The following is a 12,822-nucleotide window of genomic DNA, read 5'->3' as shown; positions in this document are numbered from 1 at the left end:
CACAGTGTTCTGCTTCACGGTGCAGTATCCTTTCGTAAGCTTTCCACCACGAGATGGAGAGAACTGTTCGCGGTAGAAATATGGGTGGAATTCACGGAAAAGCCGTGCGCAACGGTGCTCTCCGTCAACGTTTCTTCAGGCGGACCGGCCGCAAGAACACCACCGTCGCCAAGCACGATGACGTGGTCGAAGTGCGTAAACGCTAAATCCAGGTCGTGAATGGTGGCGCAGATCGTGCGCCCCGACGCTCGCATCACGTCGAGAAGCAGCAGCTGATACCGAACATCCAGGTGGTTGGTGGGTTCGTCCAACAGAACAAGGTCCGTATCCTGGGCCAATCCGCGGGCCAACATGGCTCGACGACGCTCCCCGCCGGAGAGCTGGTCGCAACGGTGATCGATTTTGTCCGCGAGGCCAACGACCTCCAGCGATGCCGTCACAACGTCGCGTTCCTTCTTCCCACCGGTTTGCCACGGCTTCAGATGCGGAATCCGCCCCAAGGCCACCATTTCGCCGAGCAGGAGATCATCCGGTGGCGCTTCCTCTTGGCCGATGAACGCAATGCGCTGGGCCCGGTAACGCGGGCGAAGAGAGTGGAGGTCGGTACCGTCGTCGATAAGAACAGAACCAGAATGCGGCCGGTGAATACCAGCGAGAACACGAAGGAGAGTTGATTTACCAACGCCATTAATGCCGACGATGGCCGTCATGCTGCCAGACGGAACGGTAAACGACACGTCCTGGAGGATAACCCTGCCCGAATGGGCAATTGAGCATGAGACGTTGCGTGCCTCCAGTGTGGTCATCGGCTGCCCCCAAACATCACTCTTGGCCCCCGAACCTGTAATGCGAGCGCCCCATGAGGATCAGGAACACGGGAGCGCCGATGATGCCGGTCACCACACCCAGCGGGATCTCCTGCGGGATGGCGGCGACACGTGCCAGAACATCCACCCACACCAGGAAAATAGCGCCGCAGAGCATGACTGCCGGAACCAGCCGGCGATGCTGAGGGCCAACAAGGAGCCGAGCAATGTGAGGAATCACCAGACCCACAAAACCAATTCCGCCCGACACCGCCACCAGCGCACCCACCAGAATTGCTTGGAGGAAGAACAAGCACTGACGGAGAACAGCAACATTAATTCCCAGCGCGGCAGCAGTATCTGGGCCAGCAGATAACGCGTCTAGCTGCGACGATACCGCCATGAGGAGCACAAAAGTCACAGCCACAATAACCGACGGGATCCACAGCTTGGACCACGTAGCGCCCGCAACGGAACCCAGCATCCAAAACATGACGCCCTGCGCCGCCTGCCCATAGGGCGACTTAAAAATCATGAAGTTGGCGATCGCGCTGAACGCGGCGCTGATCACCACTCCGGAGAGAACAAGGCGCAATGGCGTTAGCCCACCTTGCCCCATAGCTACGAAGTACACCGTGAGGGTAGCGGCTATCGCCCCGGCCAAAGCCCCGCCGGTGAGCGCGAAAAGTCCGAACGACGAAAACCACCCCAAGGTGATGACCGACGTTGCCCCCACACTGGCACCCGACGAAATACCCAACAAATACGGGTCAGCCAGCGGGTTGCGGACCAGCGTTTGGATAGCGACCCCCGCCAGCGCCAGGCCGGCGCCGACGATGGCGGCTAATACCCCCCGGGGAGCGCGTAAATCCCACACCACGGAATCCAACGATGCGTCTGGTGCGGCCGTGCCTTCGAGATGCGCACGGATGACAGACCACACTTGGCTGACGCCGTACTGAGCTGAACCAAACGTCGTCGACGCAATAAGGCTGATGACCAGTGCAGACATTCCGATAAGCATGAATACCCAGAGCGGAGCCCGATGAGACGTTCGCTCGGACGGAGCCCGGCGGAACTTGGATCCGGACTGGTCCCGGCGGGAGCGACACCCAAAGGAAACCCCGCTGGTCCGTCGCCGCGACGGCATGCGGGGTGGTGACGATGTACAACCGTTATTCACGTGATTCCTTGGCGAAATCTATACAGGGGTGATCGATAGCAGGGAGCGGTTCGGTGAACCTCCAGAAAAACATTCAATGAAAGTAAAACACATTTTCTATAGAAGGTGAAATGCGTAGATGAGCAGCGAAAAAGCCTGTCGAGCGTCCTCTATGATGTCCTGTCCACGCGTGTTATTGATATGCGTGCGCTCTATCTATTGATATACATGGACGGTACCCCTTAATCGGTGTCATCCCTTTGGTTTTCATCGATTTCGTTAATCGACCGATGCCCCCCCATGACCCCCGGCACCACTGAAGCCGACGAAGCCCCTCAATTCCACCGAAGAAAGTTGAATCATGAAAAAACACGGCGCAGCTTTTCTAGCCAGTACATTGTTGATCTTTTCCGCCGCGGTTCCAGCACATGCCGGGGATGCGCAACAACCGTCATCTCAACTGAAATGGGGGCCGTGCCCAGAAGGGTCGGGAGTAGCCGACCGGGCGACGTGCGCAACTTTTATGGTTCCGAAAGACTATGAGGATCCTTCGGCGGGGACTATCGAACTCACCATGAGCAAAATCCCTGCTAGCGGGGAGAAGAAAGGCGTTATTGCGGGTAATCCGGGCGGTCCAGGTGGCGACGCGCTGGGCATGTTTAGCGACCCCAGTGATACAGGCGAAGGAGCGCAGCCGGTTCATCTGCCTGAGAGCGTCGGCAAGAATTACGACCTCATTGCGGTGGAGCCCCGCGGGCTAACGTGGGGAACGCCGCTGAATTGCCAACCAGAGATCACCACGCCGCATATGACGGCAGGAATGCTTTATGATGCCTGCGAATCGCATAATCCTGGGTATACAAAAACAGTCAATACAGAAAATACGGCCCGCGATTTAGAAGAAGCTCGAAAACTCTTGGGCGAAAATCAGCTCAATCTTTATGGGCTTTCCTATGGAGGGCCGCTTATGGGGACATATGCAACCTTATTTCCGGAGCATACGAATAAAGCGATTTTTGATTCAAGCGCTTCACCCAATGATCTTGTTTTCCGTCTCGCAGAAAAACGACAAGCTATCCGCCATGAAGCTATACATGAATTCTTCTCCTGGGGGGCTGAGCGCGATAGCGAGTACCACTTAGGGACGACCCCGCGTGAGGTGTATCAATCCTTCGCCGCAGTGATTCATGACGAATATGGGGTGTCAGCTCCTGTCCGCCCGCAATCGGCGGACCGTCGCGATGTCGCGGCAATTCCCGACGATTACGCCGAGGCAGCAGTAGCCCTCGTGAACGCGGCCGACCTTGTTGCGTGGCGCACTGGCAGGGTGGTCGATGCGGTCAAGCTCTATACCGACGCGATTTCGCCGGTTCAATACACGACGCCGAACTCAATGGTGATGGGGGCGCTGTATAGCCAAAAGTCGTGGCCTAAACTGGCGGAACACTTGAGTACGATGAAGACTCACCTGGAGGATCCAAGCACCAACTCAGGGAAGTCGTCGGATGAGGATGATAACGGCGGCGAGCCGACGCCGGAGGAACAGCAACAGCAGGAAATCCAGCAAAAACTTGCGCAGGTCATGGCCATTCAGAGCAACGTCGTTACGTGTAATGAGAATGCGACGCCTCCGGACCGGTCCAAGCTGATCCCCTATTACGCGTCCGTTATTGTCCCGGGGGATGCCATAGATTTGAACGAGGACATGCTGGCCAGTGGCGCGTATTGCGATGGTTGGCCTACGAACAAACCGTTTAAGAAGGTGTCCGGGGACAAGCTGAAAGTTAAGCCGCTGCACCTCAGTTACGACAATGACACCGCGGTCACCGGAACGGGAGCACCCGAGATGCGTGATGCGATGGGCGGGGAACTCCACACGTACTCGGGTTACAGCCACGGTGTGTTGGTTAATGACTTTGATGACGCTGCCCATATTGTCGCTGACTATATGGAGGGGGACTAGACAGCCCTGTCTTTTCTTGCCGAGGGGCGGGCGCTACCGTGGCATTATGCGAACGATAGCGATTGTTGGTGGCGGACCACGCGGGATCTCAGTCTTGGAGCGGCTCGGAAGTTTACTGCAGGACTCGTCAGATCAGGCTGCGGCCGACGGCAACGCTATGTCGTTCTCTGTCGGGGTTACTATTCACCTTATTGACGACGTCGAACCCGGCGCGGGCCGCGTGTGGAGGACTGACCAATCACCCACACTATGCATGAACACTCTGGCAGACGCAGTGACGCTCTTCACTGAGCCGGGATCGACCGTGCGCGGCCCCGTCCTGGAAGGCCCAACCCTGTACGAGTGGTTTCAATTGCTCCGCGGCGATGCTGTGCATCCTCGGCCAACTGACACTGATTCCTCTCGCGCACGCAAGAAAACGGACCTGTTTCGTGAATTCCCTCCCACCATGCCAGTGGATTACGAGGCAGAGATCCGCCAAGCACGTCCTGAATCGCACCCTTCGCGCGCATTGTATGGGCATTACCTGCGGTGGGTATTCGGCATCGCCGTGGACCGACTTCGGACAATTCCTGGCGTGACTGTGCATATTCATAAGGCCAGGGCCGTCAATATCCGCCTAAGCGATGAAGGGGCTGATGGCGACGCGGGCACGGGTGTACATGGAGGCGATGATGGTCCCGTCGGCAAGCAAAAAACACGCGCTGCACAGACGAGTTCTCGGGACACCGTCACGCTGTCCGACGGAACATCCGTCGACGCAGACGCCACCATATTGGCGCTCGGCTGGACCGACACCACCGCGAACACCGCTGAATCGGTACTGGGCGCGAGTGTCGCCGCGCACCCGAACCTGACCTGGATCCACCCCGGCCACCCGGCTGATCAGGATCTTGACTCCGTTGCCGACGGGCACGGCACTAGTAAGAATGCGGCACCAAACGATTCACAAGCACACCGGCCCGACGTCATCGTGCGGGGCCTGGGCATGGGTTTCTTTGACCTCATGGCAAGGCTGACAATCGATCGTGGCGGAGAGTACCAACGCACATCGTCCTCCCCGTTTGACCTGAGCTAGAGCTATAAGCTCTCTGGCCGGGAACCGCGGCTCATCGTGACATCCCACCACGGGTACCCTTACCAGCCGAAACCCGTGTTTGGCTCGCTCCCGCCGGCGGCACCGATGCCTCGGCTGAAGTCCGCGATCCAGGCGCTACCCAGTGATTCACCTGCAGGCAGTATCGATTTCTCCACCACCCTGTGGCCGGCGATCCTGCGCGACGCACAAGCTGCCTACTATCGCGTGCTCCTTCGCGGCTCCGACGAGGCACTCAGCCAGATTCTCCGTATTATCGACGACCCAACCACAGACCCCTGGTCGCTTCACAATGATCCACGGCTCGATGGTCTGGTTGTTCCCCCGGACCGCTTTGACCTGCCCTATTACGCCGATCCGATGTCCAGGATCGCGGCCGAGCTACCGGAGGCGACAGATTCCGATGTGCCAGACACCGAATCCGCCATCCGCGCCCTCACCAAGGCGGTCAAAGAAGCGTTGAAGAATGACTTGGCCGAAGCGCGCCGAGGCCGGGAATCAGCGGTCAAGGCGGGATTGCAGGTCATCGGAGCCGCGCGCAAAACCGTCGCCATTGCTGATGAACCAGGACAATTCACCCCCGAGTCACGCAGGCGCGACTATGCCGAATTCGTCCGGATCGGTGCCAACGTCGGCTCCGGGCCGCCCGCGTTCCGCACCGCGGAGCTGATCGCTCTTATCGACGCTGGACTGGTCGTTTTTGCAGGCGCCGATCCGATCGTCGGCGTGACCACCGACCACGACGACGAACCACAGTTCGTGCTGACCTCGCCCACCACGGGCGCACACCCCGTGTATTCCACGACGCTGATCGATGCGTGGCAACACAAACCGAACGTTACGAGGAGTGCGGATCCGCTAACGCGAGCGCTGGTGGCGTCGGGAAGAATGAGGCCATTTGCACTGCATACACCACATGAGGACAGCGCAACACGTGACGGTGAGAGTTCCAAACGGCACCTCATCCCAACCCGAGCACCCGAAGTCGACATGACTACATGTCGGATTATCCATTCCGACGGCGCAACCGATCCGCGCATCCACATGTTGGGAATTCCGCTCCAAGAGATGCGGGCGGATACCACCATTTCGCCAATGCCAGGTACTGACCCGCTGATGTTGCAGGAAACTGATGCGGCAGCGGCAAGCGCGCTTGGTATCCCGCGTGGGTAGCGACGTCGGCAAGTAATCGTCGGACCCCCGACGTCGGCACGTGCCCTCGACATCATCAATCACAATTCCTCTACACTGGCCCACACCATGACCGGAGCCATGAACGCTGACACACACGCCCGTACATCGTCGCGACGCAATCACAGCTTCCGCGGCGCCTGGATTGTTGACACCACCACTGGCCCCATCAAAGGGCATGCCGAAACAGGCGTCGTTGCTTTCCGCGGAATACCGTACGCCCAACCGCCCCGAGGCGACATGCGATTCCGGCGTGCCCAACCAGTGGAACCATGGACAGAACCGCTGATCGCGGACCACCCCGGCGACTATTGCGCCCAGTATCGCAATAAGTCCGTGGGGTGGGTGGGGTCGGAAGACTGTTTGTGGCTCAATGTTGTCGTTCCCTTAACGGCCACTCGCTCGGGTGGACGACGCCCGGGCAACGGGGGCACGACCGCACGCCAGCGCCATATGATTGATCGGGATGCTCGCCGTCCCATCGTCGTGTACTTTCATGGTGGGTCGAACGTCCATGGCTCCGCCAACGAACCGCTGCTCACCGGGCAGTACTTCGCTCAAGCCATGGATGCGGTGGTCGTGGCGGTCAACTATCGTGTGGGAATCCTGGGGCAGCTGTCGTTAAATTACTCAGCGCATGAATCAGCGCAGGCGCTGAAGGCCAACCGCTTAAAGGACGTCGTCACAGAGCCCGTCACCAGGGCAGACTCCAACCCGGGTCTATCGGATCTCGTCACGGCCGTACGGTGGGTTCATGATAATGCTGAGGCATTCGGCGGAGACCCCGCCCGCATCACGATCATGGGTGAATCCTCGGGTGGCGCAATGGTGACTGCCCTCACCGCCGTACCGGAGCTCCGCGGAATCATCGCTGGAGCTATCGCGCAATCCCCACCCGTCGCGATGGTTCATTCACCCGCAGCCGCAGGCCGGTGGGCAGACCGTGCGAGAGCCGAAAATCCAGACCTCAACGGCATCTCTGCCATGCAACTCGCGCACCTCACCGAACGCTTGAACGTCATTAACGACGACTACCTCGAGTTTTCCGGCCCTTTCGCACCGACTGTCGACGGGGACCTTATGACTCGGCATCCCCTGGCTATTCGCTCATCGTCTCCGCATGACGAACCGCACAAAAAATCACGGGATGAACGCCAAGAAGTACCTGTTGACGACGGCACCCCGGGCATGGACATCCCGCTCCTGATTGGGACGAACGCCGATGAATACCTGGTTATGCGGTGGGAACGCATGTCGACTCGCGCCCAACGCGCGCGCGTTCGTCGGTTGGCTCAATCCATTGGTGGGAGTGCCCCGGAAATCTTGGCAGAGTTTTATCGCGGAGGCCGCTCCCGTGCGGAGTGTGGGAGATTTGCCGGCGATGCCTTGTTCTTAGCGTCATCACTGCAATTAGCGTCCCGGTGGCCACAAGGGAAAGCCTGGATGTATCGACTCGATATGGTGACACCCTCGCTTCGGCTGTCCGGGTTGGGCGCGACGCACGCTCTAGATTTGCCGCTCTTATTTGAACGCTATGATTCCGGAAAAGGCCCCGACGCGCTGTATTTGGGTGGCCACGATCAGATGCGGGCTACCAGTGCCGTGATGCAACTTCGGTGGAAGAATTTTATCCATTCTGGCAATCCAGGGTTCCCGCCACTCAGTGACGGCTTTGCGACCCAGATTTTTAGTGCGGGCGAGCGTACAGCAGAAGATCCGTCTGGTGACCTGCGTCGGGCCTGGTCAGACGTCGATCTGACGAATTAATCTCGTCAAATAAGGAATATTTATTTCGCTGTATTTACTACAATTATAAATGTGTCAATTCCTGTTAATGATTCTTCTCATCGAGCTTCACCACATAAGTGGGCATTTCGCGATAACTGGACCGTGAAAACCACCACCGGCCCGGTCGTTGGCCACGCAGAAACGGGCGTGGCCGCGTTTCGGGGCATCCCCTATGCCGAACCACCCACCGGTGATCTACGCTTTCGTCGTGCCCGCCCCAAAGAGCCCTGGTCAACACCCCTCTTAGCAACCCAGTCCGGAAGCCCCTGCATACAAATCCGCAACGCTGACCACGGTGTCATCGGGTCAGAAAACTGCTTGTGGCTCGACGTCGTCGTTCCTCGCGACCCGTCATCACGATCAGCTGTCGATCCGACAGCCCGTCGGCCTGTCGTGGTCTTTTTCCACGGCGGATCAAACGCATTCGGATCCGCCGCCAAAAGGCTATATTCCGCCCAGTACTTGGCGACGGCACTCGACGCCGTCGTCGTCGCTGTGAATTACCGTATCGGGGTGGCAGGAGGACTGTCGCTGAGCTATGGAACACCGCAGCCCGACCTCCCCGCTGACCGTTTCGATACCAACACGCAGCTCTCCGACGCCGTGATGGCCGTGACGTGGATCCGTGACAACGCGGAAGTATTTGGTGGGGATCCACATCGGATTATCGCGATGGGGCAATCGTCGGGAGGTGGGCTGGTTGCATCCCTAACCGCCGTGCCCCAGCTGGAAAAGGTAATAGCCGGTGTCATCATGCTCTCGCCGCCACTGGCGATGGTGCACCACCCGGACTTAGCCGCACTGTGGGCCAACCGCCTGTTTGACAGATGCGACAATCCGTTGACGGTGGATTCGCGGACAATAGGGGCGCTAAGTGGAGCGCTGCTTCAGGAAAACGTGAAAAACGTGGAGTTCGGTGGGCCTTTTGCCCCCGTTATCGACGGTGACCTCCTTCCGCGTCACCCGCTGGAGATCACGCCAACTGCCCCCGGGGTTGGTGGCAAAGTTCCGCTGCTGATCGGAACAGTGAGCCACGAATACTACTTCATGCGGCTCAGGAGAGTCACGACGGCAACGCAACGTCACCGGGCCCAGCGTTTTGCCGAATCTATTGGGCCAGACGCCGCTGACGTGTTCCGACAGATGTATCGCAATGGCCAATCACGCACAGAGTGCGCTGACCTCTTTGGTGATTGCCTGTTCTGGGCTCCGTCGATCGCACTGGCAGAACGGTGGTCGCCCAGCAACGTGTGGATGTACCGCCTCGACGCCTCCACACCTTTCTTCAAAGCATTAGGACTGGGGGCGACACATACTTGGGATCTCCCGCTCCTTTTCGGCCGGTATGACTCAGGGATTGCTTCGAAAGCGTTTACTATCGGCGGCCTGGATCGCATCAAAGCAACGACGGCAGCGATGCAACGCCGGTGGCGGGACTTCATTCACGACGGAGCCCCCGGTTTCACCCCCTACTCCGACGACCGATCAACGCACATCTTTGGCGACGACGGCGAAACGACCGTGAACGATCCGCGCCACGACATGCGTGAGGCGTGGTCGAGCGTGGACTTCGCGAACGTCGGATCGAAATAGCGTAGTAGGAGCCCGCGGTTCACACCGCGCTGTGCTTGTCGGCTAGCGTGACAGTGCAGTCGCTAGCGTGACAGTGCAGTCGCTAGCGTGACAGTGCAGCCTGAGCAGCGTAAAGGCCGCACAACCCGTGCGCCCCCGCGCCCGGAGGAGTCGCCGCCGAACACAAGTACACACGCGGTCCATCGCCATGAGCGGAGATCGTGTACGGGTTCGTCGATAATCGCGGCCTGCCCAGTAACCCGCCGAGTGTGTTCGCCCCGGTTGTAATGTTGCCACCCACAAAATTGGCATTGTCGCGCTCAACATCCGCGGGAGTCCTGATTTTCTTAGCGACGATTCTCTCGCGAAATCCCGGCGCGTACTGCTCAATTTGTCTCTCGATGGAGGCGCACAGTGCGGACGCGTCGTACTGCTCGGAGCGATTCCCTGTGTATCCCGCCGGAACGTGAGCGTAGGCGTCGATGGGGTGGAGGCTTTCGCTGCTCCGCGACGGATCGGCAACGTACTGTTGGGTCACCAACACGAAAGGTCGCTCCGGTAGGCGACCACGGTTGATCTCCCGCTCAGCGGCGTGAATATCGCGCACTGAACCACCCAGATGCACAGTTCCCGCGCGCCGGGCCGGCTGGTACGTCCACGGAATATCTCCGTCGATGGCGAAATTCACAACGGCAACGCCCGGACCGTACCTGTACCGCGACAGAGCCGCGCGCACATGAGCGGGCACCTGCGGAGGACGTCGGCTAGCGCCGATGATGTTTAGGGCGGCTTGCGGTGTCGTGTCCAGCATGACGATGTCGTTAGCGCCGGCAGGAAGGTCGTCAAGAGACCTGATAGCGCTGCCGGTTGTGACGTGTCCGCCGGATCGCTGCAGAGCGTGAACAAAAGCATCGGTGATGGCCTGCGAACCACCCTTGGCGACGGGCCAGCCGCGTGCATGGGCGGCGGTGGTGAGCATCATCCCGATGGCGGACGAGCCAAGGCCCGTCAACGGCCGAAAACCGTGCGCAGCGACGGCGGCGAAGAGCGCGCGGGCCTCTGGGGATTGCCATAAGTGGGAAGTAGCCACAGCGGGGAGTCCTGCGGGAACGCCGAAGCGGAGAAGATTTCCCCATCGGCGTCCGACTGTCTTATCTGTATGCCGTGCCCGCCGCCGGAATAGTCGTAAGGGCGGCTGAAGAATATCTGGCGCGAGTTCTGCAAAGTTGCTGGCCAGAGGGTGGAATAGTCGCTCCCACCAGAACCGATCGTGTGCAGTGGGAAACTGTTGGGCCGTCGCGTGGACATCGCGATAGAGCGCGGCGCCAGCGGAGGCAGCGGCAGCACCGCCGGAGCCGGGCGCGGCTCCACCCCGTGCGGTTTGGATGAGCGGATGCGCGCATTGCACTGCCGGCCATAACCACTCCAGGCTCGCATTATCGTCACTGGTTAAAGACTGCAGGAGCGGATTCTCTAGCGCGAGTGGGTGAATCGCCGCGCAGTGATCGTGGATGAGTCCGGGCAGGGTCAGTTCGGTGGAACGGGCACCTCCGCCGATGGTGCTCTGAGCCTCAATGACAGTGACGTCACACCCAGCGAGCGCGAGAGTGACGGCCGCCGCGAGTCCGTTCGGGCCACTGCCCACAACAAACGCTTGAGTCACAGGCACCTCCCTCCACCCGAAAATCGCCCGAAGCCGTAGTAACCCGAAGCAGCCCCATGTTGCTTCACGTCACGGTGAATTATACGGCGTGTGAACCGGCGAGGGCTCCTCGCCCGTTTCGGATTTCTGGGCATCCTCCCAGTCATGGTCGCCAGCGTCCCACGTGGGCATGTCCAAAATTCCGGCGCGCTTCGCCACCACCGTTGTGGCCAGGGACTGCCCGGTCACGTTTACAGCCGTGCGTCCCATGTCGATAATCGGCTCGATAGCCAGCAGCAAGCCGACACCGGATAGCGGGAGGCCCAGCGTCGATAATGTCAATGTCAACATGACCGTTGCACCGGTCGTGCCAGCCGTCGCCGCGGAACCAATAACCGAAACGAAGATAATGAGTAGGTAATCAGTGAAGTTTAGGGGAGTGCCATAGAACTGGGCGACGAAAATCGCGGCGACCGCGGGGTAGACCGATGCGCACCCGTCCATTTTGGTGGTCGCACCCAGCGGGATAGCGAAGGACGCATACTCCGATGGCACACCCATGCGCTGCTCGGTGACGCGCTGGGTGACAGGCATAACTCCCATCGACGAGCGCGTGACGAAGCCCAAGCTGGTCACAGGCCAGACGCGGCGGTAGAAACCCGACACGGAAAGATCATTGGTGGCGAGCACCGTGGGATAGATAATGCCCAGAACAATGGCCAAGCCAACGTAAATAGCAAGCACAAATTTGCCGAGCGAACCGAGCGCGTCCCACCCGTAGTTCGACACGGCATGCCCGATCAGCGCGGCCGTGCCAATCGGTGCTAGGCGAATAATCCACCACAGCACGGTTTGCACGATCTTGAGGACGGATTCGTTAAACCGCAGGAACGGTTCCGCCGCGTGCCCAGTTTTCACGGCTGCAATGCCGATGGCCAGCGAAATAACCAGCAGCTGGAGCACATTGAAGGACAGGTCAATGCCATCGCCACTTGATGCGGTTGATGCACCCAGCCCCAAGATATTCGATGGGACGATTCCCTCGATGAAGGCCAGCCAGCTGCCGGTATGCGATGGGTCCGCAGCCGTGGAGGCGTCGACGCTGGTACCTTCACCAGGTTTCATAACCAGCGCGACAATGATTCCCGCGAGGACAGAGAAGAACGCGGTGATGGCGAACCACACGAGCGTGCTGATCGCGAGCCGCGCCGCGTTAGTCACTTTCCGCAGGTTTGCCACAGAGGTAATGACCGCGGTGACGACCAGCGGTGGGATCATCACTTTCAGAAGCTGCACGTAGGCAGTGCCGACTCCGTCGAGCAGCGAGCCTAGCCATCCTTCCTTGTCGCCGTCGAGTCCGTTGCTTTGAGCGCGGGCGATAAAACCGAGGATGAGGCCAATAATAAGGCCGGCGATCACTTGGGCGCCGAACCCGGTCATCCACCCGGGGAGGAACTTCTTTTTCTCATCGACGGTGTTGTTGAGTTTTGTGTCGGTTTTCGTGTCAGCTGAATCGGCCATGTGTCTCCTTCGCTGTGGGAACTGCGTGCGGGACGGCGGGAGGTGTTATGGCTGGTCAAGCCGGAGCCCGTGCAGACTGGT

The 12,822-nt window shown here is 59.5% G+C and carries 9 protein-coding genes; 5 read left to right on the top strand and 4 right to left on the bottom strand.

Translation table 11 applies throughout. The annotated features are described in order from the left end of the window. Window positions 1–14: 14 nt before the first annotated feature. Complete coding sequence (locus KCQ76_RS05145; RefSeq protein WP_046205072.1) at window positions 15–806, bottom strand: ABC transporter ATP-binding protein; 792 nt, start codon at window positions 804–806, stop codon at window positions 15–17. 16 nt (window positions 807–822) lie between these two features. Beyond that, on the bottom strand, window positions 823–1,818 hold the full coding sequence (locus KCQ76_RS05140; protein WP_231725448.1) for a FecCD family ABC transporter permease: 996 nt from the start codon (window positions 1,816–1,818) through the stop codon (window positions 823–825). A 511-nt stretch (window positions 1,819–2,329) separates the two neighbouring features. Between KCQ76_RS05140 and KCQ76_RS05135 the strand changes: the two genes are divergently transcribed. The 5 genes from KCQ76_RS05135 to KCQ76_RS10795 all read left to right on the top strand — a co-directional run bounded on the left by KCQ76_RS05135 (window position 2,330) and on the right by KCQ76_RS10795 (window position 9,599). After that, window positions 2,330–3,931, top strand: a complete 1,602-nt coding sequence (locus tag KCQ76_RS05135; RefSeq protein WP_082089732.1) for an alpha/beta fold hydrolase — start codon at window positions 2,330–2,332, stop codon at window positions 3,929–3,931. 46 nt (window positions 3,932–3,977) lie between these two features. Further along, window positions 3,978–5,009, top strand: a complete 1,032-nt coding sequence (locus tag KCQ76_RS11065; protein ID WP_306421827.1) for an FAD/NAD(P)-binding protein — start codon at window positions 3,978–3,980, stop codon at window positions 5,007–5,009. Window positions 5,010–5,045: 36 nt separating this feature from the next. Beyond that, the gene (locus KCQ76_RS11060; RefSeq protein ID WP_306421826.1) at window positions 5,046–6,200 is read left to right on the top strand and encodes a hypothetical protein; all 1,155 of its coding nucleotides are present in this window, start codon (window positions 5,046–5,048) and stop codon (window positions 6,198–6,200) included. A 99-nt stretch (window positions 6,201–6,299) separates the two neighbouring features. Further along, complete coding sequence (locus KCQ76_RS05125) at window positions 6,300–7,985, top strand: carboxylesterase/lipase family protein (protein WP_046203243.1); 1,686 nt, start codon at window positions 6,300–6,302, stop codon at window positions 7,983–7,985. Window positions 7,986–8,036: 51 nt separating this feature from the next. Beyond that, window positions 8,037–9,599 carry a carboxylesterase family protein gene (locus KCQ76_RS10795; protein WP_046203242.1) on the top strand — a complete coding sequence of 521 codons (1,563 nt, stop codon included), beginning with the start codon at window positions 8,037–8,039 and terminating at the stop codon, window positions 9,597–9,599. A gap of 82 nt (window positions 9,600–9,681) precedes the next feature. On the opposite strand, the gene KCQ76_RS05115 is transcribed toward KCQ76_RS10795, so the two are convergent. Continuing rightward, window positions 9,682–11,241, bottom strand: coding sequence for a phytoene desaturase family protein (locus KCQ76_RS05115; RefSeq protein ID WP_046203241.1), 1,560 nt, complete (start codon window positions 11,239–11,241; stop codon window positions 9,682–9,684). Window positions 11,242–11,310: 69 nt separating this feature from the next. After that, entirely contained in the window at window positions 11,311–12,741 is a 1,431-nt protein-coding gene (locus KCQ76_RS05110; protein ID WP_082089733.1) for a dicarboxylate/amino acid:cation symporter, read from the bottom strand. Window positions 12,742–12,822: the final 81 nt, after the last annotated feature.

It is taken from the genome of Corynebacterium parakroppenstedtii (assembly GCF_019754935.1).
Taxonomy (GTDB): Bacteria; Actinomycetota; Actinomycetes; order Mycobacteriales; family Mycobacteriaceae; genus Corynebacterium; species Corynebacterium parakroppenstedtii.
Note: the sequence above shows the minus strand (reverse complement) of the source record. Positions and strands in the feature narration are given on the sequence as shown.